At 39.8% G+C, this 26,488-nt stretch carries 16 protein-coding genes and 1 pseudogene; 4 read left to right on the forward strand and 13 right to left on the reverse strand.

Features of this window, described 5'->3' with window-relative positions:
- Nucleotides 1-73: 73 nt before the first annotated feature.
- The 7 genes from NSMS1_RS23805 to NSMS1_RS23835 form a co-directional block, all read right to left on the reverse strand.
- On the reverse strand, nucleotides 74-979 hold the full coding sequence (locus tag NSMS1_RS23805; RefSeq protein WP_224087173.1) for an SDR family NAD(P)-dependent oxidoreductase: 906 nt from the start codon (nucleotides 977-979) through the stop codon (nucleotides 74-76).
- A gap of 77 nt (nucleotides 980-1,056) precedes the next feature.
- Nucleotides 1,057-1,644, reverse strand: a complete 588-nt coding sequence (locus NSMS1_RS23810) for a TetR/AcrR family transcriptional regulator (protein ID WP_224087174.1) — start codon at nucleotides 1,642-1,644, stop codon at nucleotides 1,057-1,059.
- Nucleotides 1,645-1,785: 141 nt separating this feature from the next.
- The gene (locus tag NSMS1_RS23815) at nucleotides 1,786-2,064 is read right to left on the reverse strand and encodes a hypothetical protein (RefSeq protein ID WP_224087175.1); all 279 of its coding nucleotides are present in this window, start codon (nucleotides 2,062-2,064) and stop codon (nucleotides 1,786-1,788) included.
- Nucleotides 2,065-2,176: 112 nt separating this feature from the next.
- Nucleotides 2,177-2,722 (reverse strand): DUF1349 domain-containing protein, encoded by a 546-nt coding sequence (locus NSMS1_RS23820; protein ID WP_224095333.1) that lies wholly within the window; start codon nucleotides 2,720-2,722, stop codon nucleotides 2,177-2,179.
- Nucleotides 2,723-2,773: 51 nt separating this feature from the next.
- Nucleotides 2,774-4,204: a serine/threonine protein kinase gene (locus NSMS1_RS23825; protein ID WP_224087176.1), complete on the reverse strand. Its 1,431-nt coding sequence runs from the start codon at nucleotides 4,202-4,204 to the stop codon at nucleotides 2,774-2,776.
- A 9-nt stretch (nucleotides 4,205-4,213) separates the two neighbouring features.
- Complete coding sequence (locus tag NSMS1_RS23830) at nucleotides 4,214-5,755, reverse strand: serine/threonine-protein kinase (RefSeq protein ID WP_224087177.1); 1,542 nt, start codon at nucleotides 5,753-5,755, stop codon at nucleotides 4,214-4,216.
- Between the two features lie 49 nt (nucleotides 5,756-5,804).
- Nucleotides 5,805-7,265, reverse strand: coding sequence for an MFS transporter (locus NSMS1_RS23835; RefSeq protein ID WP_224087178.1), 1,461 nt, complete (start codon nucleotides 7,263-7,265; stop codon nucleotides 5,805-5,807).
- Nucleotides 7,266-8,298: 1,033 nt separating this feature from the next.
- On the opposite strand from NSMS1_RS23835, the gene NSMS1_RS23840 reads away from it, so the two are divergent.
- Complete coding sequence (locus NSMS1_RS23840; protein ID WP_224087179.1) at nucleotides 8,299-8,595, forward strand: hypothetical protein; 297 nt, start codon at nucleotides 8,299-8,301, stop codon at nucleotides 8,593-8,595.
- Between the two features lie 25 nt (nucleotides 8,596-8,620).
- Here NSMS1_RS23840 and NSMS1_RS23845 read toward each other — a convergent pair whose 3' ends face one another.
- Entirely contained in the window at nucleotides 8,621-10,024 is a 1,404-nt protein-coding gene (locus tag NSMS1_RS23845; protein WP_224087180.1) for an amidase, read from the reverse strand.
- A gap of 252 nt (nucleotides 10,025-10,276) precedes the next feature.
- On the opposite strand from NSMS1_RS23845, the gene NSMS1_RS23850 reads away from it, so the two are divergent.
- Nucleotides 10,277-11,794 carry a hypothetical protein gene (locus NSMS1_RS23850; RefSeq protein ID WP_224087181.1) on the forward strand — a complete coding sequence of 506 codons (1,518 nt, stop codon included), beginning with the start codon at nucleotides 10,277-10,279 and terminating at the stop codon, nucleotides 11,792-11,794.
- Nucleotides 11,795-11,913: 119 nt separating this feature from the next.
- On the opposite strand, the gene NSMS1_RS23855 is transcribed toward NSMS1_RS23850, so the two are convergent.
- Both NSMS1_RS23855 and NSMS1_RS23860 read right to left on the reverse strand, forming a co-directional pair.
- Complete coding sequence (locus NSMS1_RS23855; protein ID WP_224087182.1) at nucleotides 11,914-12,708, reverse strand: Tab2/Atab2 family RNA-binding protein; 795 nt, start codon at nucleotides 12,706-12,708, stop codon at nucleotides 11,914-11,916.
- 261 nt (nucleotides 12,709-12,969) lie between these two features.
- A pseudogene (locus NSMS1_RS23860) lies at nucleotides 12,970-13,762 on the reverse strand (IS5 family transposase).
- A 481-nt stretch (nucleotides 13,763-14,243) separates the two neighbouring features.
- Here NSMS1_RS23860 and NSMS1_RS23865 point away from each other — a divergent pair.
- Nucleotides 14,244-14,627 (forward strand): DUF4346 domain-containing protein, encoded by a 384-nt coding sequence (locus NSMS1_RS23865; protein WP_224087183.1) that lies wholly within the window; start codon nucleotides 14,244-14,246, stop codon nucleotides 14,625-14,627.
- 115 nt (nucleotides 14,628-14,742) lie between these two features.
- Here the strand turns inward: NSMS1_RS23865 and psb32 are convergent, their stop codons facing one another.
- Entirely contained in the window at nucleotides 14,743-15,480 is a 738-nt protein-coding gene (gene psb32 / locus NSMS1_RS23870; protein ID WP_224087184.1) for a photosystem II repair protein Psb32, read from the reverse strand.
- Between the two features lie 170 nt (nucleotides 15,481-15,650).
- Between psb32 and surE the strand changes: the two genes are divergently transcribed.
- Nucleotides 15,651-16,331, forward strand: coding sequence for a 5'/3'-nucleotidase SurE (gene surE, locus NSMS1_RS23875; RefSeq protein WP_224087185.1), 681 nt, complete (start codon nucleotides 15,651-15,653; stop codon nucleotides 16,329-16,331).
- A gap of 236 nt (nucleotides 16,332-16,567) precedes the next feature.
- On the opposite strand, the gene NSMS1_RS23880 is transcribed toward surE, so the two are convergent.
- The gene (locus NSMS1_RS23880; protein ID WP_224087186.1) at nucleotides 16,568-17,404 is read right to left on the reverse strand and encodes a phytanoyl-CoA dioxygenase family protein; all 837 of its coding nucleotides are present in this window, start codon (nucleotides 17,402-17,404) and stop codon (nucleotides 16,568-16,570) included.
- Nucleotides 17,405-17,647: 243 nt separating this feature from the next.
- Entirely contained in the window at nucleotides 17,648-26,461 is an 8,814-nt protein-coding gene (locus NSMS1_RS23885; RefSeq protein ID WP_224087187.1) for a non-ribosomal peptide synthetase, read from the reverse strand.
- Between the last annotated feature and the right edge of the window lie 27 nt (nucleotides 26,462-26,488).

Here is a 26,488-nt window from a genome sequence, read left to right on the forward strand (position 1 = left end):
ATCAACCGCATCGCTGATACTTTGGCTTACCTAAAATTAAGTAACCTATAAAGCAAATCAAACTCAGCCCCAATTAATTCATTGCTTTAAAATCCTCGAATGGTGAAGCTTTTCGGCGACTCTTTGCAGCCGCTACATCACCCATTGGAAACATGCGAGACATCAAGGCATCCCAAGCACGGTCGGGTAAAAGGCGGCGAACCAAGGAGAAGATTTTTCCACTCAATCCCACTTGGTAACGAGTACGAGGACGACGAACAATAGCAGCTTCGACAATTACCTTAGCCACATCTGTTGGAGTTAGAATGCCCCAAGCATTACCAGCAAACATTTGTGCAATCTGCGCCTCAATGTTCTGCTTGAGTACTGCATACGGGCTATCACTTCCCCTTCGTGGCATAGAGACATAGAGTTTTTCTACAAATGGGGTACGGACTCCTGTTGGTTGAATTAAGACCACATCCACTCCAAAAGGTTTAACCTCATAACGTAGGGCATCCGTGAAGGATTCAACCGCATACTTGCTGGCATGATAAGCGCCATTACCAGGGGTTGTGAATGTACCCCCTATGGAGCCAACATTGATAATCCGTCCATATCCTTGCTCTCGCATTTCCGGCAGTACGAGTTGACACATCCGCAGTAAGCCAAACACGTTGGTTTCAAACTGGCGGCGCACATCTTCCATTGTCAACTCCTCTAAGGGGCCAATCTGGTTATAGCCAGCATTGTTAATCAAAACAGAAATAGCACCGTGCTTGGCTTCTATGGTTTGCACAGTAGCCAGCATGGATGCTTCATCTGTGATATCCAATGGAAGAATGTAGCAACCTTTTGCAGCCAAATCGCCCAATGCTAGAAGATTTCGGGCTGTGGCATAAGTCGTAAATCCGGCTGATGCCAATGCAGTGGCTGTCACTTTACCAATTCCAGAGGAGGCTCCTGTAACCAATGCAACTCTATATGGTGCTGCAATCATTGCTGTAACCCTCTTTTGTAGTTTAATAACTAGATCAAGTATTTACTTAAAATTAAGTAAGTAAATAGACAAAAAAATTAACGACGGCGCATTCCATCCAGCAGTATGTCAATCACATCCTGAGCTAAAACTTGCTTAGGGATGTTCTTGTATCGGTGCATATCATGCACTGTATCAATTAGGGATAGAAAAACGGTAGCCATAAGTTTGGCATCAACCAAGCGAATCTCTCCTCGCTCGTAAGCTTGTGTCAGAACTTGCCCTATTGGCTCTACCAGAGATGAATTTCCCAACTCATGAAGAGCGTGAGCATGTTCTGGAGACAGAGCAGGTAGATCCGATCGCGCCAGTCGAGTCATGTCGAGTGGAGGTTGTGAAAGTAGCCACTCTGCCATTTTGTTCAGTTGGCTAGATAAGTGGGGTTCGGCTTGTAAAATGGCACGATTCAGTCCTTGACCGTGACGCAGAAAACTGCGCTTAATCACCTCAAAGAATAACTGCTCTTTACCTTCGGGAAAATGATAGTAAAGTGCAGCCTGACGCACTTCAAACGCTTCTGCAATATCTCTCAAGGTGACTGCTGTGTAGCCTCGCTCACTAAATAAAGCTTCAGCCAGTTGCAGTACTTGCTCTCTAGATTTTCCAGTATTTGCTTTAGCGTTCACACATTCTCCACTTCAAACAATTAACTTACTTAACTTATAGTAAGTAATATAGCCAAAGCTTCAACAGCCGTCAAGAGAAAGTGCTAAGTTAATCTAGCAATCAGTGCAAATATACTATATTGTTCCCTGGCCCCTACCATATTACCAAGTGAGATTTGTGGCTTTAGTTCGCAACTCAAAAACCAAAGGTTCTTGGCTAACAGAAGAAATGATCACTCCATCTTTACTTTGTGGTATTGATGCTATTTGCTTTTTTATGAGGACAATATCTTGACCAGCAACAGTTATCCAAGCGCAACCTGATAAAACTTCTAATTCATCTACTGATTGCGGTATACGAAAAGATTGATTATAAGTTAAAGTAATTAATCTCGGCCATTCTGCATTTTGCTTTGATTTAAGCAAGTTAGAGATTTTCATTGAATTAACCAAGTGTGGAGGAGTAGTTTAAAGTTACAAGATGAAAGATGTATCAAACTTCCTCCATTTGATTCACCCAATTGGGTGAAGTATAAATGTAATTTCTGGACTGCTATGATTGAGTAATTCTGAAATCTTCAAACACCACCGAGAAACCATCACCCTGTGGTGAAGCACACATTAGTCCTACTTGCACTATTTCTGCAAGGGTGAGATATGCTAGGCGCAACATTTGATAATTCTTTCCATCTAGAGAATACTGTACTTCTACTGTTTCGACACGACGTTCTAGGCGTAACCATAAGGCATTTGATGGTTGTAATAAAGGCACTACTGACCAATCTGAATAATCTCGTGTCACTACAACACTGACATTCTGCACTTCCTCAACATATTCAATGCCACATTTGAGCCAGATATTTTCGTTCTCACGAATCATCAGTCCAGCTTGGTCATATAAAGCCTGATAATTTCCTATAACTTTAACTTCAACTGTGAAATTACCCTTTACCTCCTGATAGTAGAAGTTGCCGTTATCACGGATGAAATTATAGTGAGTCTTTTGCCAAAAATCAGTTTTTGCAGATGCGTTAACACAAATAACTCCTGCCTGTTCATTCCAGGTAGCAGGTTCGTTGTACCATTTCATTTCAGTCATCATTTTTATACTACTTATAACAATAAAATAGCAATTTAATATTTTTTAAAGCTATTCTTGATCATTGTTGTGACGCTCTGCAAAGGCGTTGATTTCGTTGACTAACCATGCTTTTTCGCTGTTGTTCAAGAATAGTCCGAAGTTGATTTTGAGTGGGGCGATCGCTAAAGTACAATACGAGTTAAGATTTTTGATCACAGCAACCTCTTGCTGCATAGGTGTCACACTCGCCTGGAGTTTGGCGTTTTTCTTTGTACGTATTGATGGTAGTTGCAAAGTGAACAGTCCAAAACAGTATGTTAATTGAATCTTCCAAAATGGCTCAATCTCATAACGACTACCGAAGGCGCTACTAAAGAACAAACTTTGAGCAGCATATAGGCAAATAACACAAGCCGAGGGAACAAAGGTAGTCATCAAAATGGCAAGGCGAAATATCCACTCTCTTCCAATGTCAATCTCAGCTTTCGGTTCTAATATCTCAATAATCCAAGCATAAGTAATCCAAAAGATGGGGATACATACAAATATTGGCAATAACCCCAACCACAAACTCTGAGGACTATTGAGGAGTAAGGGAGGTATATCAATAGTCATTTTGTTAGTTGTGGTGGTTAATTTAATTTTGCTTTGTTTGGGTCGTTTATAAGTGCTTGCACGGGGTGGGAGTGGTTGCTTTCCTTGTAAAACAACTAAGGCTTCTACAGCCGAGGGGAATCTGACTGTACTAATTGGTTCAATCATCCGCTCTAACCAAGCTGCAAAGCGTTTGGGTAATTGCACAACACTACGAAAGTCGATAGTAAGTTGACGATGTGGTAAGTCTGCGGGGGATTTACCTGTGAGCAAAAATAATAAAGTGGTTCCCAGTCCATACAAGTCTGTAGATAATACAGCCTGTCCGCGAAATTGTTCGGGAGCCATATAACCAAAGGTTCCGACAACGGTACTACCACCTGTTACAGTATTGTGATAGGTATCTTGAACTGCACCAAAATCTACCAGAAAAATTTGACCGTTTTCCTGACGGATAATATTTTGCGGCTTAATATCTCGATGAATTACAGGCGGGGTCAACTGTTGCAAATATACCAGAATTTCTAGCACTTGAGATGCGATCGCCTGGACTTCTTCAACGCTTGGTTTCCAACCTTGATTAACTAGCTCAAATAGAGATTGTCCTGGAGCTAGTTCTTGTACCAGATAAAAAGCATGGTTTTCATCTGTTTCTATTTCAAAATAATTCAAATATTGGGGAATCCCTGGATAGCTGAGGTTAGCCAAAATTTTTGCTTCGCGTGCAAATAATTCCAGCGCTTTCCAATCTTTGACGCGATGCAGAGAAAGTACCTTCAACGCTACAGGTTGATGAATTTGCAAATCCTCTGCCGCATAAGTAATACCCATTCCCCCATGTCCTAAAACACGCTGAATCTGATAGCGTCCAGCAATCACATCACCATAGTTATGTAAGGTGTTCATTCTCGCTTCCTATTGACTTTTTCGCTTTTCTAGTTCTTGCTGCCACTCACGCAGAAGTTGAGGATTAGATTCTTTATTTAGGGTTGCACCTTTTTCTAATAGCATCAGACCTATCTTGACCATACGAAACTTGATTGCCAAATCTAAAGGTGTGTAACCATAACTATCTTGCTCGTTGACATTAATGCCATTACTGTTGATTAAAAGTTCAGCAAATTCCGGTTGATTTCTATAAATCATGTAATGAAGTATCGGTGCTTCTTCGTGCGATCGCCCCCGATTGCTTTCACTGTAAACTCTAATATTGGGACTTGCACCGTATTTCAACAGCAATTTCATGAAATCCAAGCTATTATCAAGTACTGTTTTAAACAAGATTGGTTCATAGGACTCTCTAATGTTGGGATCAGCACCGTGTTTAAGTAGTAGTTCTGCATTGGCAAGGGAAGAAACACAAAATAACAAAGGCCATTGACTACCCCCACGCCAACTTAAAAATCGATAATGTTTGACGCGGAGGTTAGGGTTTCCGCCTTGCTGGAGGTAGTTTTGCAAAACATTTACATCGTCACATACACCCCTTGGTGACAAGCCAAAGGAACTCAATACTTTCCATTTAAAAGAGTTACCTAGCCAAACTGCCGCCAGTGTACCGATAACTAAGGCGATGAGAGCATTACGGGGGGAGAGTTGAGTTGTTTGTAAGGGTTTTGCTGGTTGTCTTAAGGCTAACAAAGCTGCTTCGGCGGTAGGAAAGCGATCCTTCACATCAGGTTCTAAAAGTTTTTCTAACCACTCCCCAAAAGCATCAGAAACTTGAATATGCTCCCGAAAATCTACAGACAAAGCATTCTGAGGTAACTCTGCTGGCGATTTGTGAGTCAATAAATATAATAATGTAGCTCCCAATCCATACAAGTCTGTTGCTGGGACAGCTTGTCCAAGAAACTGTTCGGGAGCCATATAACCATAAGTTCCCACAACAGTACTACCCCGCATTAAGGTACTGTAGTAAGTATCTCGCACTGCACCAAAGTCAACTAAATACAGTGAGCCATCCTCATGACGAATAATATTGTGTGGTTTAATATCACGATGAATGACTGGCGGGTATAAGCGTTGCAAATAAACTAGAATCGCTAATATCTGCCGCGCTATTTGTTTGAGCGTTGCTTCATCGCCGCGCCATCCCTGTTCTACCCATGCAGCCAAAGATTTTCCTGGCGCTAATTCTTGCACAATGTAAAAACGGCGATCGCTTGCGGTATCGAGGTGAAAATAATTAAGATAACGCGGTATTCCCCGATGCTGGAGTTTTGCTAGTACTTGCGCCTCCCGCTCAAACAACTCCACAACTTTCCAGTCTTGTGCTTGCTGGAGAGAAATGACTTTAATTGCCACGGTGACACCAGACTGTGTTATGTCTTCCGCCGCATAAGTAATACTGCTATTGCCTTCGCCTAAGATTATGACAATCCGATAGCGATCGCTCACAGGTTGTTTGGTAGGATCAACGATTACATCACCTGGTTGATGCAATGACCGAGCCATGATGGTTACTGTATTAACTCTAATTACAGTATTCCCATAGTTAGCTCGATTACTCTACATTCACTAAATCTACTGAGTGTTTAACTGGTAACAACATTCGTATCAACTGACCTAATGAGATGGAACGTTGTTCTTGGACAAAAATTAGGGGTACAAGCGCCACCATTCGTAGTAAGCCTGAGAGAGCAAATAGCCCTAGTAAACCACCAATAGCCGGAAAAGTTGCTAAGAAACTACCGAATGTAATACCAATTGCTCCAGTTATACCAGCAACCGCGCCGACGATCGCAAAATAACCAGACTGATAACGTAGAGGTGCGATACCCATCATCATATTGTTGGTACATAAATCGATTGCTGCCCATGTACCACCTGCTAATATGTGCAGTAACGGTAAGTAAACCCAGAAAGAAAGTTGATTACTTCCCACCGCCAACCACAACAAAGGAGTTATCGCTACCAAAACACCTACCAATACTAATAGCGGACGATTACCGATGCGATCGGCCAATTTACCCCATAAAAGCAGCATTAACATATTTGCAGCCGTACCCAAACCGTGATAAATCGTCACTACACTAATATCTATATTTAGGTTATCTAGCAAATATAGGTTAAAGAAGGGAGCGCTAACATTAACCGCAAAACACCAAATGCTTAAATAAAGCACGAACTTCAAAAAATTAGTATCCTTGAGCAAGCTAAAATCTATTCCTTGAAACTGTGATTTCTTAGCATCATCATCTTTCAACATCTGAGGATTGACATCAGTCATCCACATTTGGCAACCTACACTGATTATTCCCAGTATGATTCCTATAAGCAGAATTGCGCTGTAACCTTGAAGTGTTCCCCCAGGCCAAACCGATACTACTAGACCTAAAAGTGGCACACCAACAAAATTTGTTAAACCAAGAATGCTACTGCGAAAGCCGAAATATCTTCCTCTCAATTTTTGCGGTACTAACACAGCCGACCAACCAAGCCAAGGCGCACGACCGAAAGCTTCAATAATATTACCAACTAAAAGAATTATTAAAGTTAACTGTACTACTTGCTGCCCAGCTATATAAGATGACTTGGTTAACCAAATGGCTGGTACAAGAATTAACCATAACAACCGAGGCGGTAGAAAAATAGATATACTGTACTTGCGAAAGCTCAAGCTGCGGTTTACTAAATATGCTCCCAAAGGCTGAAGTAGATTCACTACTTGGGGGATAGCAGCCAGTAAACCAATTTCTACAGGCCCGGCCCCTAACTCTAACAAGAAATTACTCAACAATGCGCCACCAATAATACTATAAAAAATCGTGGCGAAAACACTCTCAAAAGTTAATGCCTTGAGACTATTGCGAATTTCTGATTTAGAAATGATTTTGAGAAATCTTTTTGGCGTTGCAGAAATTACCGTTTCTGTTAAAGTCCTATCTTCAGAAATCTCTTGAATAGGGATAGGTGGAAGCGAATTTGTTTCTAATTCAGTAATATCTTCTTGATTTATAGACATACAATTTGCTCAATATTTGAATGGTTGATTTCCATAACAATATGTTCTTCATTAATACAAATAATTGTTAATGAAGCAGTTCATATATAAAAACTAACAGAATACATTTACGTCACTAAACAATTCATGGCAAATAATCACTATACATTAGTGTTTAGAGAAAAATGTTATGTAGACAAACTTGTTATATAGCAATTTGATCTAATTGTTGAAAAAATTTATATATCGGTAGTTTAAGTGTAGAGTGAATATTACCCACCTTATCTTGCGGCCGATTTCAAAAATCAAATAGAAAATTAATTTAAGCTAAAACTGTTTTTCAATTGACATTTATGCTTGCTTATAAAACTTATTAGTAACTTTATTATGATAGAGATTATCGCCAGAAAAAATCAGGTTTTAAGTAAAAATCTGACATATTTCTCCTAATTCTCTCTGAGGTATTAAAAATCTTAAATTTTTAGCTACACAATTAACACTAACAAGATAGCCATTACGCGGGATAGGCGTTAAATCTACCTTCTGAATACTTGATTTTTGAAATATACGTAGGGGAGCCACTGCGTTGGGCGGGTTTCCCGACATAAAGCAAGTGGCGTTGGGCAGTGCAGCGTCAAAGATATGATACGGTGGGCAATGCCTACAAATACTGAGATTTTTATGGCTACGCTCCCGTAAGGGATACAGAAATCAAATCGGATTCCTATATTTCTATATAATCAGTATTAAATGTAATAAAAAGTACTAATTATTGTCAGTAGCGATTAAGTGTTGATGATTATAATCTCACAATTTATACAGTGTTTTTAGACAAGAATACATAAAGCATCTGTAATATCTTTACTTTTCCTCAGCTAATACCTATTAACAAGCTGTTATGTAGTGGTATCAATAGTCAACTGATTCATGTATTGCATAAATTCAATAAATAGTAATCTCTCTCTGGGAGGAATTGTAATCCTAGCGCAAGATTAAATTACAACGAGTTTATTAGGTGCATCCCTCGAAAGTTTAATATTTACAGGGACTTAACATGGTTTCAGTCAATTCAAAATTAGCAAAAAACATTGGGCGAACCAAGAAAAATCAAAAATTATCCACGGTAAACAATCTGCTATGCACGGGATTATCCATAACTGCAATAGCTTGTACCTACGCCACAATTAGAGCTATTAGCCCTTTCATTGTATCTTCTGTCTCTGCTGCTAGTGGTAGTTCGTTTCAGCCTACATCAATTATGTGGTTGACTAATCAATCTGAATGTGAACGTAGTGGTCGCTATTGGTATGACAAGCAATGTTGGGACGCAGAACATCAGCCCATGTTTTGATGGCAACAGATATTATTAGTCTAATTTAGCTGGAGGTGGCAAAGGCTGGACGATGCTGAATCCAAGGGTTAGCGGCTTCTATTTGTGCTGCCAGACTAATTAAAGTGGCTTCATCCGCAGGTTTGCCGACTAGCTGCACACTTATAGGTAAACCATGATTATCAAAACCTACAGGTAGAGCGATCGCAGGTTGTCCAGTAGCATTGGCAACAGGACAAGGCGCTACCCAATTCACAATCTGTTGGAATGTGTCTTCTGGACTCAAATCTGCCCATTCCCCAACACGAATAGGTGAGCGCAAATACACTGGCAAGACTAAAACATCTACATCATCAAAAAATGCTACGATTTGCCGCGCTACTATCTGCATTTTATAGACTGCTTGAATGTAATCAGCTACACTACCAGTCCGTGCCAATAGCCAACGATTTACAGGCTGTAATATCTCTGGTGGTAAACCCGATGCGGCTACACCAGATTGCCAAACAACTTGGAAGGGTTCCACCAACCCATTAAAATCTGGCGATTTTTCTACAACTTGATGCCCAAGTTGTTCTAATAGTTTCACTGTTTGCAATACACCTTGCTGACAGTTAGCATCTGCCATTCCCAAAGGCGGGATACCAGTCCCAAAGGCAATGCGTAACTTAGGAGGTTGTGTTTGTGCGGCTGCTAAAAATGACGGTTCGGGATCAGGTAGCCAGTAAGGATCGCCTGTAACATAACCTGACATAGCATCTAACAGAGCAGCCGCATCCGCAACGGTACGCGCAATAGGCCCATTAGCCGCAATCCCCGCCAAGCGATCACCTACTGGTGCTTTACTTACTCTACCCCGTGCTGGTTTAATTCCCACCAAACCACAACAAGCCGCAGGCCCCCGAATCGAACCGCCTCCATCGGAACCTTGAGCGATCGCACATAGTCCGGCGGCGACTGCGGCCGCCGCCCCACCACTAGAACCGCCAGGGGTGTAATCTAAATTCCAAGGGTTTCTAGCTGGGGGAAAACCCGTAGGTTCTGTATAAGGAAATGAACCTAGTTCAGAAGTAGCTGTTTTACCAAGAATAATAAATCCTGCTTGCTTGATGCGGGTTACTACCCCATCATCAAATTCGGGAATGTTATTTAATAATGCTGGACTACCGTAGGTACAAGGTACACCAGCCACAGCGTTTAGGTCTTTGATAGAAATTGGCACACCAAAAAATGGTGGTAGTTCAGAGGTTGTGCTGAGTGATTCTGTCTTGGCTTTAGCATCTGCGATCGCCAATTCGGCTGTCACTGTAAAGTAACTTCCCAACTGGGGATTTAACCTTTGAATCCTTTCTATATAGGTTTCTACCAACTCCAACGGCGACACTTCCCGCCGACGAATTAATTGCGCTAACTCTAGTGCTGGGGTAAAAGCTAAATCGGTTTCATTCATAAGGTTAGGGGAGATGAGGAGGAGCAGGTAAGCAGAGGAGAAAAACTGTTGACTAATGGCTAAAACTGGACTCGTTACTTTAGCAGAGTTTGTGGGAAAGATAAATCTATCGTTTCTATGATTTAACAATCAAACAGTTTGATTAGTCCTAACTAGACGAAAATTTAAGCACTTAATATCACTGAACCGAAGACAAAAAGGTTTTTTTTGCCAGTTACTACTCCTCATTTTCCACCCCCTATTTTTATCGCTATGACTGATTTGCCAACACTAATTAATAACTTGCCAAAAATTGTTTATGGTTTGAGACTTACTTTAGGTAATTCTCAGGAGATCATACAACAAGTTGCCTTGATTAACCATGCTCAGGAACAACTACGCCACATTCAACAAGAAATATCTACAGAGGCGATCGCCCAAAACCAACAATTAACTTCTTTCACTCATAAGGGTACTGCTACCCTAACCCAAATTCCCACTACAAAACGTTGGGTATTACCTAGTGTTTTGCAGATGGAACCAAATATTAGTGGTAACACAAGATTAATTATCGAAAAATTTGGTAGTCCTGAAGTAGAGGTATGTTTAGATACTTTAAAATCTAAAATCAATTACTGGATTGAATGGGGTGATTTATTACAGGCGATCGCCGCAGATATTTTAAGCGATGTTAATCTCATCAATCAAGTTAATTTAGATATTAACTATCCTAGTTTAACCAATCAAATTGAACATTTAAAAAAGTGCTTAGATATAAAACTAGCTTTGAATGATTTCAGAAATTTAGACAAACAACTTCAGCAAATACTTAATATTGAAGAAAATATATCAAAAGCCCAACACAGATTATCTTATACCGTCAACACTATTAAATCTAGCCAAGGATTATTAACAATTTTTATGGCTATTTCATCATTTTATGGCAAATCAGGCTTTGCTATAGAATGGTTGGATGATGCTCATGAATTAATTATTTCTAGTGAAGGTAAGTTTCAAGAGTTGACAGACATACTCAATGATTGTCAAATTTATCAAGATAGAATTAATATATACTTAAGCCAATGTCAACAATTAAAAGAACAAGCACAAAAAAATTTAAATCAAAGAAAATATAAAAGTCGAACTACGAAAAAAATCACTGAGAGTTTTTCTGCGTCACAAATAAAACGCATAATGATATATGCCGTCTCTGGTTTATTTATTGTTGGTCTTGGTGGTTTGATTCTTAAAGATAAAATTAATCAATATCAGCAAGCTAATCAAAATATTGACCCAGAAACCCAAGCTTTAAGTAACTTCAAATCAGCTTTAAAACTAGGGATGGAAGCCTCTTCACTTGCTCAAAATCCGCCCCATCCTTTAGCAAGATGGCAACAAGCTGCAACAAAATGGCAGCAAGCAATAGTTTTCTTAAATCGAATTCCTCACGGAACATCAGTTTCTGCCAAAGCAGAAGAAAGACTAATTCGCTATCAACGAAACTATAAATCTATCAATGAAAAAGCCGCAGTTGAAAAGCAAGCCATAAATAACTTAGAAACTGCTCAAAAATTAGCAACAGAAGCTGCATTTTTTATGAGAAATGCACCAAATTCTTTGTCAGCGTGGGAACAAGCAAAAGATAAATGGCAGCAAGCAATTCAATTATTAGAAAATATTCCCAAAAATAGCTATGCTTATCAAGAAGCTCAGACTAACCTATCATATTACAAAACACATTATGCAGCTATCAATGCCATAATTCAGAATAGATTTCAGGTTGTAAACTAAATACATATTTTGTATGTAGCTTTAGGAGGCGTATACACGGTAGTCTACAATGAGATACGCTTAAACCCTCTAGCTTTACGTTAGTTTTTAGATATATCTAAGCCTGTTTTTTGTTCTTTCTACATGGCTTGTAACAACCAAAAGCCAGTGTAAGTTATGCCTGAATCATCAGGCTGTACTAATAAAAAATGTAATCCTTTACTTTGCTGTTTACGTTGTTCGTAAACCTTCGCCGCCGCACTCACTTCTGCATCTTCAAAAGTGACTAAAATCCACCTATCCACCAAACTAGCTTCTAACACCAACCCATCGGGCGCACCAGCAATATAATTCAACTCTACAGGGCGTGCTTGAGCAATCCACCTAGCTAAATTTAGCGATCGCTTACCACCATAAATTACCACACCAGGAATCGCAATAGTTGATGCTAAACCTAAATTCAGGGGTTCGAGGGCTTCTGGTAAAGATAAAATGGGAATTGGGCGATCGCTAAACATCTCGACAATATCCCCAGCTTGGATGCTGGCAAAGCGCCACTCATCACCCCACAAATTATCCGGTAATGGTGTTGGTGGTGGCTTATCAACTGAGATAGGATATTGCTTTTCACTTAACCATTGCTTTAAAGCGAGGGTTTGCCGTTGCGGTTCCACTTTAATTCCTAAATTTCGTCCAGCCGCTTCTATTAAACTTAGAGACTGAGGACGAAAAACCTGTATTACATCTGGTAGTTGTTCACCTGCGGCTAATTGAAATTGTTCCGTTAACCAACTAGAGTTAGCCGCAGACTGAGGACAAGTTGCCGTATACGCAAAACTGCGAGTTGCATTACAAATTAATAACTCCCACAAAACTTTTCCATCTGCATCTTGCAGGGGACTACGATAAAAATCCGCTTGCCAAACCAGACTCATGTTTTGCTCTCTTACTCAACGGCTGCATCATGCCTGCTTTCCAGTAGTACCATAAAATTTTGACCAATTACTAACAAATTTGACAGATACTTATAGGTTAATTTTGCCTAAAACTGCTGTTAGCGGTAGTAAAAATAAAATTGTTGTAGGGTGTGTTAGGCGCAGACTTTGACTATAGGTTCTCATGAAAAATCTGATATAAGCGCCTAACGCACCATCTTGATCTTAGAGGATGTTTGAAAAGTTTTAGGAAGTCAAAAATTAAGCCAGTCGCTTCAGCATAATACGGATCATTGCAAGGTAGATAAAAGTTTCTGATGTTTCGGGCAATAATTCATAGTCTCTGACCAATCGGCGACATCCCATAAACCAACCAAAAGTGCGTTCCACCACCCAACGTTTTTTGAGCAAAACAAAGCCCTTAGTTTGCTCTGGTCGCAGCACAACCTGGACAATCCAGCGACAAAAATTCATAACCCATTGCATGAAAGGTTCTCCATCAAACCCACCATCAACCCAGATGGTTGTTAAGCGAGACTGTGGCTGAGATTGTTTGACTCGTTTGAGAACTTGTTGACCGCCAGCGCGCTCACCCACATTGGCAGCTAGCTGTGACCAAGACTCGTAGCACTAATCCCAAGGTATCAACTGTGATAAATCGCTTACGCCCTTTAATTTTCTTACCTGAATCAAAACCTACGTCTTGACTCACCATTGCCGCACTTTTAACACTTTGACTATCGATAATGGCTTCCGATGGATTCTTGTGTCGTTCCTGGTCTATTCGCACCCACTCCCTGAGACTGTCATGGATTAACAGCCACGTCCCATCTTTGCGCCAATTACGGAAATATGTGTACACTGTCTGCCAGGGCGGAAAGTCTCCTGGTAGCCCTCGCCATCTCACTCCTTCTACCAAAATATAGAAAATTGCATTGAGAACTTCCCACGTATCGACTTCACGCTTGCGTCCTCCTGGTTTTGCCTCTGGAATCAGCTCACTGAGAAATTCATATTGGTCACGGGTCAGATTGCTGGGGTATGCTTTACTCATGTCGCTCTCTCGGTGCTGTTTACTATTCATTTACAGCTTATACTGAGAGAGCTTTTTTACTACTTTCCCGACTTTTCAAACATCCTCTTAGGGTGCTACTTAAGATGTACTTTATAAATAGTCTCTAAAACTGCTGTTAGCGGTAGCGAGGCTTTCAGCCCGTAGTGAGTGCTGAGTACCCCTTGAATTTTGGATTTGCGATTTTAAATTTTAGATTGTTCAATCCAAAATTATTCCCTCCCGCCTCCTGTATTCTGCTTCCTGCTTAAATCTAATGACAATTACTGATATCCCCCCAATTAACAAACATCAACTTTGGGGTTAGGCGATGTAAGATGGTTTATGCCTGCAATCGCTGTTTGAGATGAAAATCTCCCAAATCTAGGCAGTCAACTTACCTTTAGGCAAGCGGGTTTGGGTAATATATCAAACTTGATATGGAGCGTAAAATCCCTGAATAAAAAGTTAGTTTTTAAAGGTTATGGATTTAATAGTTGAAGATTTAGCTGCCATTGATGATAAACTTTCTCAGCGTCATATTGACCTTGACCCTAATGGATATTTCATTATTTACATTGATAGGGCAGCAAGCTTAATTTATGCCAAGCATTTTACAAATGTTATTGACGAACGTGGTTTAGCTGTAGATCCAGAAACAGGAAAAGTAATTCCTGCTAGGGGAAAAGTAGAAAGAACTCACACAACAGTTTTCAGTGGCAGAACAGCAAAGGAACTATCTGTAAAAATTTTTGAAGAAACTCAACACTGTCCTGTAACTTTGTTAGATCACGCTGCATATTTAGGTCGTGAATTTGTTCGTGCTGAAGTGGCTTTGGTTACAGGGCAAGAGTACGTACAGGATTAGTTGGGGAGTAGTTAGAGATGGAGACTTGGGGGAAGTAGGGGGAGATGAAAAAGAATCTTTAATTATTTTTTCTCCCTCATCTCCCTCATCTCCCCCTTATCCCTCTCATCCCTCTCTAACCTTCAGATGATGGTTGAACGGCTAAGTAAATGTAGTAAGTTGCCATTGGGATGATAGTAGCAGCAATTAAAAGCCCTACTACCCAAGCTGTGGCGTTACCCTTGTCGGTTTCTTCTGCTTTCTTGAATGTGCCTTCTACTTGCACTTTATCAACAATTTGTGGGGGGCCAGGATCGGGTTGCCCAGAGATAACAGTAACTAGGCGATCGCTTGCATCTAAGAATGCTTGGTTATATTTATTACCATCCCGTAATGGTGCTGCAAGTGTTTCCTCTACTACGCTTTTGGCGATGGCATCTGTGAGGGTAGACTTGACATCTTGCCCAGTAATAATTGCTGTCCCATTAGTAACAGTAACTAGCACTAACAGAGTTTGATTTGCTTGGGCTTCTGCGGTGGGAAACCATTTTTTAAATAAAGCTTGAGCAAAACTCTCTGGTGTTTCACCATAGTCAAGCCGGTGGACAGTCACAAATCTGACTTCCTTACCTGTTTGTTTTGCTAACTCGTCAAACTTGCTGCTAATCGTACCTTCATTAATCCGGCTAATTACGTCACCTTCATCTAGCACCCATGTAGAATCACCAGCCGTTAAATTGGGGATTTGATACACTCCTGTAGCTAGTGCCGGGGCAGTAAATAGCGAAGAAGCTAAGACTACAGCTAATAAAGGTAAAATCATCTGGATGAAAAGTTTTTTCATTCCAGAAACTTGGTTGAGGATATGTGTCATTGGATAATTTTATAAGACCATCTAGCACCAAAAATACTACACAACCAATGTCAAAATCACTATCTTTAAAGATTTATTCTCATAGACGGGAGTTACACATGAGAGAGAATAACTGTTGACAGTTGACTGTTGACTAATGACCAATGACTAATGACCAATGACTAATAACTATGACCATAATCCTCACCAACGACGATGGTATTGATGCACCGGGAATTAAAGCATTAGCACAAGCTGTCCAAAGCAAAGACTTTATCGTTGCTGCACCTAAAGATCATCAATCAGGTTGTGGTCATCAAGTTACTACCACTCGCCCGATTAATCTACAAAAACGTTCTGAAACTGAATATGCGATCGCAGGTACTCCCGCCGATTGTGTCAGAATTGCACTAACACAAATTACTCCAGAGATTAAGTTTGTCTTATCAGGCATTAACGCTGGCGGTAACTTGGGAGTTGATGCTTATATTTCTGGAACCGTTGCGGCTGTACGTGAAGCAGCGATGCACGGTATTGCCGGGATTGCTATTTCTCACTATCGTAAAGCCAAACACAATTTCGATTGGGAACTAGCAACTTCGTTAACTGCTGAAGTTCTCACTGAATTATTGCACCGTCCTCTAGAACCGGGATGCTTTTGGAATGTCAATTTACCCCATCTACTACCAGGAGAACCCAAACCGGAGTTAGTGTTTTGTCAGCCTTGCACTAAACCTCTGCCAGTCAACTATCGCATTGATGGCGACGATTTTTTCTACGTAGGTGAATATAGTAAGCGTGAACGTACACCAGGAAGCGATGTTGAAGTTTGTTTTGGTGGCAATATTGCTATTACACAATTAAGAGTTTAAACAAGCGTTGCTGCATGAATAAGAAAACTCGACAATACAAGATACCTCATCACCTCGCAAAGGGAATGAAACTTGCCAATGCTGTATATTTCCGCATAAGCGCAATTAGTTTCCCAACCTTATTGCCCAGTAAGAGGTTATTTATAAAGTAAAAATAAAATTACTGTAGGGTGTGTTAGGCGCACATTTGGAAATGATGTTTCACGAAATGAATAACAGAAGCGCCTAACGCACCGCTAAATAGACTTGGTACTATAAAGCTCAGATAAAATCTCAGATGCTAGAGGTAAAACAGGTTGATAATCTTGGCTAACAAGGAAATCTGGGCGTGGTTGTGCAACTGGAGAGGGAATATTTTTAACACTATTATAAGTGATAATAGCTGTGGAACGACCGAATGGCGAAATATTATTTGCTGAAGCATGGACAAGATTGCTATTAAAAAAGACTACTGAACCTGCCACAGCTTTTACAGAATAAATACCATACTTAGATACTAAATCAGTTACTACTTCCTGGGTAATAGAATACTTCAAATTAGAAGTAAAACTCGATATCCATGCTGGACTTTCACCAGACTTCTGAGAATTATGAGCAGCAACATCAATCATTTCTTCTTTATGAGAACCGGGAATCACAAATAGAGGGCCATTAAATTCGTTCATATCTTCTAATATAAACATGGCATTAACTATTTGAGGTCTTTGCAATCCATCTTCTTTGCGCCAATAAATGTAGTCTTGATGCCACTGCCAAATATCACCGCTAAATGGGGCTTTAAGGTTAATTTTGAATTGATATACATATACCTGACTGCCAACTATTTGCATAGCAGGTTCAAGAATAGATGGATGACGTGTTAGGCGATTGAAAACATCATTCGTTTTATGTGTACCATGTAGAGAACGTACAGTTTTACCGTCTTTCTCAAGAACCCTTTTAGGTGATTCTTCTGCGGATATAGCAGATAATTCTGCTTTCATAGTTTCGATTTCCCCGCGAGGAAAACATTCTGGCAGAATAAAGAAACCTTGATTTTTGTATAGTAACAATTGCTCTTCTGTAAGGTACATACTAAATTTTGAATTTATGTACTATTAAAATTTAACTGTTTTAAATTTTATATACATTGCAAAAAATACTTAAATTTGAATAATTATTACAATTTAAAAAATCATGCTAACACATCAATTTTTTGTAAGGACGCAATGCTTTGCATCCCTACTTGGATATCTGTTTTTTATTTTAGCGAATTGATATGACTTGAAAAATAAAAAATATCCACGACTTTGGTAATAAAGTCGTGGATATGAAACCTATATATTTAAAAACCCGCTACGTTGAAAATAAGCTAAATAATTATTCATTAGCTTAGTATTCATTGAGGAAAATTTTATAGGCTGATCAGCGATCGCCTCAAGTGTATTACGACAATCGAAATCAGGAGTATTTTGATATAGTTGCCATGCAGTTAATCCCTCATGCACTTGTTCAGTTAGCATGGGTAGAAGAGGAAATAAAGGATTTTCCTGAGAGTATCGAGCTTGATTGATTAACGCATCTGTCCATTGAGCGTAAGGTACTTTTTTCACTGGGTAGCCACAAGCTGATACTAATTCAAATAATTTATCTAAATCAATATTTTCTGATGGTACAGGTGTTAAGTGAAAAGCTTTACCTAAAGATTCTGGCTTTTTAGATATTTGCATAATGGTTTTACTGGCATAATCTACAGTAATTAATTCTTGTTTTTGATTGACTAAATCTGGATAAGTACCTATCTGAATACAACCGTTAATCAATCTAGATATGTAGTCTTCTGTATTAGTTACACCAGTTTGGGGATGACCCATTAAAAACCCTGACCTAATTACTGTAACAGGAATACCTCTAGATTTAGCAATCCAAACAAGTTTTTCGGCTACCCATTTACTTTGGGTATAACCAATATCCTCATAGAGATAAGGTTCACTAGGGTCAATATCATTATCTTCAGAAATTACACTTAAGCCAGTTAAACAAGCAATTGTACCGAAAACTGCAATTGTGGAAATGTAATGTACTGGTTTGAGTTGATGCAGACAGGCTAACCTTAGAACTTCTTGTGTACCAAGAACATTTGCTGCTTTAATTACAGAATATGGTTTAGCAAAGTTAACCTGTGCGCCACTATGGTAAATTACATCAATTTGCTTTGCTAATTTTTCAAATTCTTCTAGAGAAAGTCCAAAACTAGGTAAAGCTAAATCTCCTGGTACGGGAATAATTCTAGAGCTTTGGTCTGCATCCCAAATTAAATATTTCTCTAGGGTTTTTTGTAGCCTTTGGAAACCTGCGATTTCGTTATTAGCTCGCACAAGGCAATATATGTTTGCCTCGGTTTGCTGTAACAATTCATGGACTAAGAAAGCACCTAAAAAGCCTGTTGCTCCTGTGACAAAAATATGCTTTGGTTGCGTTATATTCTGAGTAATTGGTGCTTGGGGATAGATACTTGGATCGAGTACGGCTTCAGCTTTCAAATTAACAGTTTGATTTAAAACAGCAGTGTCTTCTTGATGCAGTTTTTCAATAATTTGGCTGAGTCCTGCTATAGTTTGCTGTTCAAAGATAAATCTTACTGGCAATTCTACTTGAAAAGTTTCTCGCAGATACATCATTAACTGAGTGGCTAATAAAGAGTTACCACCTAATTCAAAGAAATTATCTTGAATCCCTATACGATCACTACCTAATACTTTAGTCCAAATAGCCACCATTTTTTCCTCAGTCGGAGTACGAGGTGCAATTAATCCTGCTTCCAAGCTGGTTCTAGATTGATCTGGTGCAGGTAGTGCTTTACGATCTAACTTACCATTAGGTGTAAGCGGCAATTTCTCTAAGCAGACAAAAGCTGTAGGAACCATATATTCTGGTAGCTTTTGTTCGAGAAAGCGGCGGAGTTCTACTGCTAGTTTGCGAGTGAATTTACTCTGTAGAGGTTGATTGGCGTAGTAACTCCAAGGTTTCAGGGTAACTATATCTTGATTAGCGATCGCTTTTCTTACCCCTTCTTTTTGGCGATGTCTAAAAACTACGTTGTAACAGTCAACTAGGCTAGATTTTGACCAAGTGATATCGAGTAGATAATCTTCGTGCAAATTCCATAGTTCTTCAGGATCGATGCCAATTTGTGGTAGTTGTTGTAGATGCGATCGCACCTCGCCTACTGTCTTCGGCTTATCTGGGCTGTTGAGCAATTCTATAGTCTTGACTTCCTCAATTACTCTGGCATTAGGTACATTTTTGATTGCTAAAATCTCTGGCTGCGTTGTTAATAGCAACTGACGCACAGATGACAGGGTTAATTGTTGTTGTTGCCAATCTAACCAAGGAATATCGACAGTATGATTAAGATTAGTTCCGATATGTAAAATCACATCGTAGCGGAACTTGGTCATTTCATTGTGATGCTGACCTCGTTTAACTTGAATTTGCACTTGGCCTATCTTCGGCAAATGCTGTTGTAAGGCTCTAAAAAAGTCTGGGTCTATTACCAATTCTTCCTCTTGGTTGAGGCGTTGGCGAATGCGCTCTTTTAGCTTTTCTGTAGAAAGTGTAGATGATGCTTGATACAATGCTACAGAAGTATGATAAGCCTCTAGTAAAGGTAGACTGCGTACATCTCCCATAAATATATAACCACCAGACTCCACAGCATTGACTGCTCCCATCAAAACTTGCACCAGATAATCAATGCTAGGGAAATACTGAACTACCGAATTGATAATTACCGTATTAAAAGCATCTTGTTCAATGCCGTCAAAATTATCAGCAGGTCTTTGTAATAATGTCAGTTGCGGCCAATCTTGACTAGACTGCAATAGTTGAATTTGTCGCAAGGCTTCTGGTGCAAAGTCAGTACCCCAATACTTACTACAATGAGAAATAATCCTACTTAACAACAACCCAGTTCCGCAACCAATCTCTAATACTTGTCTAGGTTGCAAAGAAAGAATGCGTTCCACAGTGCAAGTTACCCAGTCGGCCATTTCGTCGGCGGGGATAGGCATACCCGTGTAACTACTATTCCAGCCTAGAGTATTGAATACTCGGTTTTGTTTGTCAGTGGTTTGCTTATAGGTTTGATCGTAGATTGTTTGCCACTGGGAAAGATGTTCAGTTTGCCAATCTTCTAATAACTCTGGCGTACTGTCCTGTTGCTGATTCTGTACTACATAGGCTACTAAACGCTTTTGTCCGGGTACATCTTCTCTATCTATGACTACACCCTTACTAACTGCGGGATGTTGCGTTAACACAGTTTCAATCTCGCCTAATTCAATGCGGAAACCACGAATTTTAACTTGGTGGTCGATGCGGCTGAGGTATTCAATATTGCCATCGGGGAGATAACGAACTAAATCTCCTGTTTTGTAAAGGCGATCGCTTGTGTTTGTATAATTGAAAGGATTAGGAATAAACCGCGCCTCTGTCAAATCAGAACGATGGAGATAACCACGCGCTAAACCAGCACCACCAATGTAAAGTTCTCCAGGGACACCTACAGGCACAGGTTGTAATTGAGAGTCAAGTATATAAAACTGAGTATTGGCCATTGGACGACCAATCAAAACCTGTCCATCGTCAGATGTAACCTTATATGTTGCTGACCAAATGGTAGTTTCCGTAGGGCCGTAAACGTTCCATAAAGTAGTGCATCGCTGTTGCAACTGTTGGGCTAATTTTTTCGGCAAAGCTTCCCCACCACACAGGATTTTGATATTACTACCTTGCCAACCTGCCTCTATCAGCAGTTGCCAAGTGGCTGGGGTAGCCTGCATGACAGTAACGCCTTTGGTTAATGCCATTAACGCTGTGCCATCCATCGCCTCATCCCGACTAGCCAGGAAAACCCGCGCACCGAGAGTAATAGGTAAGAAAATTTCCAGTACAGCAATGTCAAACGATATAGTCGTGACGGAAAGCATGATATCTTGCTCTGTTAGTTGCAAATGCTGACCCATGAAGTGAAGGAAATTAACTACAGAGCTATGTATAATTTGTACGCCTTTAGGTTTGCCTGTGGAACCGGAGGTGTAGATTACATAAGCTAAGTTGTCAGGCTTAACATTTGTATCTAGGTTATCTGGACTTTGTGTCGCAATTTCCTGCCAGTCTTTATCCAAACAGACAACATGGGCTTGATGTTGTGGCAGTTTATCTAATAAATGCTGCTGGGTTAAGAGAACTGATAACTGCGAGTCCGACACCTTAAACGATAAACGCTGCTGGGGATAAGCTGGATCTAGAGGTACATAAGCCCCACCTGCTTTGAGAACTGCTAATAGAGCGACAATCTTTTCTAAGGAACGCTCTACACAAATCCCTACCAATACATCTGACCCTACACCTAACGTTTGTAAATGACGGGCTAACTGATTAGCTTTAGCATTCAACTCGCGGTAAGTTATTTCTTGGTCTGCAAATGTCGCTGCTATAGAGTCAGGTACACGCTCAACTTGAGCTTCAAATAGTTGATGGATGCTCTGTTGTGGGTAGTCTGTTTGTGTTTGGTTCCATTCGACTAATAATTTTTGAGTTTCCGCCTCTGTCAATAGGGGTAAATTTGTTACTTTCTCGTCTGGGTTAGCAATTATACCCGCAATTAAAGTCTGGAAGTTTTCGCCAATGCGAGAGATAGTAGCAGCGTCAAATAAGTCGGTGCTGTACTCAAACCAGCCACTAATACCATCCAGCGTTTCAAATAATTCTAGGAACAAATCAAACTTGGCTGTACCATTGTGTTCTAAATGATGGTTGATAGTTAAGCCAGAAAGTTCCAGACCTTGCATCGGTACGTTTTGCAGCGCAAAACAGATTTGGAACAAGGGATGACGGCTTAAATCTCGTTCTGGTTCTAGTTCTTCTACCAGTTTGTCAAAGGGGATGTCTTGATGAGCATAAGCTTCTAAGGTAATTTCTCGCACTTGCTTAAGCAGTTGGCGGAAAGTGGGAGAATTAGAGAAGTTGCTGCGTAATATTAAAGTGTTAACAAAGAATCCGATTAAATTCTCAATTTCTTGATGATGACGATTGGCAATTAACGAACCGACAAAGATGTCTTCGCTATTTGTATAGCGGAATAACACTGTTTGAAAAGCAGCCAAGAGGGTCATATATAAAGTTACACCCTCTTCTTGACTGAAGCGAGTGACTGCTTCGCTGAGAGACTTGGAAAATGATATAGGTTGACGCGCACCGCGATAACTTTGGACGGCTGGACGGGGGCGATCGCTAGGTAATTGTAAAATGGGTAAATCTGCTAACTGTTGCTGCCAGTAAGCTAATTGCTCTGATATGGCTGTTGTTTGTAACCATTGTCTTTGCCACACAGCAAAGTCTGCATACTGAATGGTCAGTTCCGCTAAGGGAGAAGGTAAACCATTGGCAAAAGCTTGATAAAGCAATGTCAATTCTTGGAATAGTACACCCACAGACCAACCATCAAAAACAATGTGGTGGATACTCAACAACAGTAAATATTCTTCTGTATCTAACTGCAATAAAGTCGCTCGTAATAATGGCCCCTGGTTGATATTTAAGGGTTGCTGAAACTCCTCAATCATCAACCGTTGAATTTCTACATCTTTTGCTGATGCAGCTAGGGAACGCAAATCTATTAGATGTAGCGGTACACTCAAAACGGGCGCAATGATTTGTACAGGCTGCCCATCTAATGCAGTAAAGGTAGTGCGTAAAACTTCATGTCGCCGGACAATTTCGTTAATGCTTTGCTCTAAAGCTTGGAGATTGAGGCTACCAAACAGGCGAAAACTTTGGGGGAAATTGTAAAACTGACTGTCAGGTAATAACTGTTCTAAAAACCATAATCGCTGTTGAGCAAAGGAAACAGGTAAGTTTTGATGGCGCGTTACAGGTGTAATTGCTGGAGTGTGCCATTTTTGATTTTGCTTGAGTTGTGCTTCGATACTTTCAGCCAAGCTAGCAACAGTAGGCGCATCAAATAAACTTCGTAATGGTATATCTAGCTGATAGTTGCCTCGAATGCGAGAAATTACCTGTGTTGCTAGCAGTGAGTGTCCGCCAATCTCGAAAAAGTTATCGTGAACACTAATCTGCGGTAATTTCAAAACTTCCTGCCAAATTTCTGTGACTACTTGCTCAACGGTAGTCCGAGGCGAAACAAAATCTTGCTCTTGATTGTATCGATTGCGATCGGGTGCTGGTAGAGAACGACGATCTATTTTGCCATTAGGTGTGAGTGGTAGAGCATCTAAAAACACAAAACTGGAGGGAATCATGTAATCTGGCAACTTTTGTCTGAGAAATTGCCGCAGATTATTACTGAGCGTGCGTGCTGACTCTGAACTCATTCCACAGACAACGTAACTGACTAAATATTTATTTCCAGGTACATCTTCACGAGCTATAACTGCGGCTTCGCGCACATCAGGATGTTGTAACAGCGTTGTTTCAATTTCCCCTAGCTCAATACGCAAACCGCGAATCTTAACTTGTAGGTCTATCCGACCCAGGTATTCAATGTTTCCATCTGGTAAATAGCAAGCTAAGTCACCTGTTTTATACAAACGCTGCGATTGTGGGTAAGGATTGGGAATAAAGCGTTCACTCGTCAAATCAGGTCGATTGAGATAGCCTCTAGCTAAACTATCGCCGCCAATATATAGTTCTCCGGGAACGCCTATAGGAACTGGCTTTAGCTCTGTATCGAGTATATAGATTTGCGTGTTTGCGATCGCACGACCGATAGAGGGATAAGTAGGCCATGAGTCAGGATTTTGATCTAATGCCAAAGCTGTAACTACATGGGTTTCTGATGGCCCGTAGTGATTGTGAAATGTGCAGTGTGGCAGCGATTTGAATAATTTGACAATGGCTGGGGTGATTTGTAGTTGTTCACCTGTGGTAGTAACTTCTTTGAGGCTAGTAAACAATTCCTGCCCAGATGCGGCGAGTTCTGCCATTTGCTGTAGGATGACCACAGGCAAAATCGCTTTTTCAATTTTTTGGTTATGAATAAACTGCGCTAAAGCTGTAGTATCGCGGCGTAAGTTTTCAGAGATGAGAAACAAACTACCTCCTGAACACCAAGCCGTAAACATCTCATAAAAGCTCGCATCAAAGCTCAAAGAAGCAAATTGCAGAGTCCGAACGCCTGTTAATAGTGAGTTTAAATGCCATTGCAGCAAATTCACTAAAGGACGGTGAGCTAAACAAATACCTTTTGGTTTGCCTGTTGAGCCAGAAGTGTAGATGATATAGGCTAAATTCTCGGCTGTAACTTCAGTGGAGAGATTTTGCTGACTGTATTGGCTGATTTTGTTCCAGTCGGTGTCTAAACAAATAACTTGTGCTTGATGTCGAGGAAGTTCTGCTGGCAAATTTTGTTGAGTCAGCAATACAGATATCTGCGTATCCTCAATCATGAAAGCTAAACGCTCTTGGGGATATGCCGGATCTAATGGTAAGTAAGTACCACCAGATTTGAGAACTGCCAAAACTGCGATCGCCATTTCTAATGTTCTCTCAACACATATCCCCACAGGCATATCTGGTTTTACGCCAAGGGAATGCAAATAATGTGCTAACTGATTGGCACGCTGATTTAGTTGTTGGTATGTGAGTGCAGCTTCTTTAAATACTACAGCTACAGCATCAGGCGATCGTTCTACCTGCGCCTCAAATAGTTGATGAACACATTTATCTCTTGGGTAATCTTTACTAGTTGCATTCCAGCTTTCTAATAATTGTTGACACTCAATTTCTGGTAATATATTTAGCTGATGGAAATACTCACATCCTTGAGCAATTTGATTTGCTAAAAGTAGAAACCTTTCTAAGGTATTGAAGTAAACAAAACATTCTTCATTGTAAAATAGTTCTAATTCTAGAGAAGTATTGTAATCGTTGACAATTAAATGAATCTCATTTTTTGCGAAAGAATTATGAACTGTTAATTTAGAGCCAAATTCAGCGATAGCAGGATTAACAAAGCTGAAATTATAAAAGTTATAGAAGAACTTTATTTTCTCATCCTTCAAATATTGATTCTGTAGAAGAATTGAGATATTTTGTAAGCTACCTAAGTTTTTGCGGTAAGTCTTGATAAATGAAATGTAATCAGTTACTTTTGATTCTCGTGCAGTAGTTGCTTGAGGTACAACCACAGGAACTACTTGATACAGACAACCTAAAATATCAAGCTCTCTCTCATTTCTTTTGCCGATAATATCGTAAAATACAAAATCTCCTGGTGCTTGAAAATACTTACTCAAGTAGATACCATAAACAGACTTAAAGAATGCTGGTAGATGACAGTTATTAAGTAGACAATATTCTCTAATCTGCGCTAATTCAGTTCCAGTGATTTGTACTTTTCTCGATTGAATTTTATTTTCCTTCTGAGGTTTTATATAAGAAGTAACAGGAATAACCTTACTTAAGGATTGCTGCCAATACTGCTGATTTTCTTGAGTATCAAATCCCAGACGATGCTCATCAATACAATCATAAAAAGAATATTCCTCAACGTTTTGAGGATTTTTGTTGGCTTTTAAAGCCAAGTAAACTTTGCTAACTTTTTCAAAAAAGATTTTACCAGAATATCCATCAAATAGAATATGAGGCGCACCTAATATTGCAGTATAACTACCCTGCTGCTCTTTGACTAAAATATTCTTAAACAAATATTCTTCGTTTAAATCTAACTTGACTTTAACTTTTTCTTGGACGACTTGATCTAAACTATTAAAGTCATTACTAGTTTCAATATCAATATATTCAAAATGAATATTAGCTTTTTTATCTACAAATTGAAAAGGTTCATCCTGATAAAAGACAAACCTAGTTTTAATAGTGTCATTTTCTTGACATACTATTTTTACTGCTTGTTCCCAAATAAATCTATCTAAAGTTTGTGGTAACTTTACTGATAGTCCTAAACTAAAAATACTACTATCTGAATGAAGTATATTATCTAGATATAAATCTATTTGTGTAGCTGTTAGTCGGGCAATTTTTCCAATTCTTGAGGGTTCATAAGGGTCATCTATGATACTTCCTGTGACTAAAGCCTGAAACACTTCTGAAGTTGAGATAGTTGCCATGTTGCTACCTTAAGAATTGTTAGTTAT

Source organism: Nostoc sp. MS1 (assembly GCF_019976755.1).
Taxonomy (GTDB): Bacteria; Cyanobacteriota; Cyanobacteriia; order Cyanobacteriales; family Nostocaceae; genus Trichormus.

Bases quoted from the DNA above. Each gene is read 5' to 3' on its own strand.
- NSMS1_RS23805 (WP_224087173.1), bottom strand. From the start codon at position 979: ATGATTGCAGCACCATATAGAGTTGCATTGGTTACAGGAGCCTCCTCT.
- NSMS1_RS23815 (WP_224087175.1), bottom strand. From the start codon at position 2,064: ATGAAAATCTCTAACTTGCTTAAATCAAAGCAAAATGCAGAATGGCCG.
- NSMS1_RS23820 (WP_224095333.1), bottom strand. From the start codon at position 2,722: ATGACTGAAATGAAATGGTACAACGAACCTGCTACCTGGAATGAACAG.
- NSMS1_RS23825 (WP_224087176.1), bottom strand. From the start codon at position 4,204: ATGAACACCTTACATAACTATGGTGATGTGATTGCTGGACGCTATCAG.
- NSMS1_RS23830 (WP_224087177.1), bottom strand. From the start codon at position 5,755: ATGGCTCGGTCATTGCATCAACCAGGTGATGTAATCGTTGATCCTACC.
- NSMS1_RS23835 (WP_224087178.1), bottom strand. From the start codon at position 7,265: ATGTCTATAAATCAAGAAGATATTACTGAATTAGAAACAAATTCGCTT.
- NSMS1_RS23840 (WP_224087179.1), top strand. From the start codon at position 8,299: ATGGTTTCAGTCAATTCAAAATTAGCAAAAAACATTGGGCGAACCAAG.
- NSMS1_RS23845 (WP_224087180.1), bottom strand. From the start codon at position 10,024: ATGAATGAAACCGATTTAGCTTTTACCCCAGCACTAGAGTTAGCGCAA.
- NSMS1_RS23850 (WP_224087181.1), top strand. From the start codon at position 10,277: ATGACTGATTTGCCAACACTAATTAATAACTTGCCAAAAATTGTTTAT.
- NSMS1_RS23855 (WP_224087182.1), bottom strand. From the start codon at position 12,708: ATGAGTCTGGTTTGGCAAGCGGATTTTTATCGTAGTCCCCTGCAAGAT.
- NSMS1_RS23865 (WP_224087183.1), top strand. From the start codon at position 14,244: ATGGATTTAATAGTTGAAGATTTAGCTGCCATTGATGATAAACTTTCT.
- psb32 (WP_224087184.1), bottom strand. From the start codon at position 15,480: ATGACACATATCCTCAACCAAGTTTCTGGAATGAAAAAACTTTTCATC.
- surE (WP_224087185.1), top strand. From the start codon at position 15,651: ATGACCATAATCCTCACCAACGACGATGGTATTGATGCACCGGGAATT.
- NSMS1_RS23880 (WP_224087186.1), bottom strand. From the start codon at position 17,404: ATGTACCTTACAGAAGAGCAATTGTTACTATACAAAAATCAAGGTTTC.
- NSMS1_RS23885 (WP_224087187.1), bottom strand. From the start codon at position 26,461: ATGGCAACTATCTCAACTTCAGAAGTGTTTCAGGCTTTAGTCACAGGA.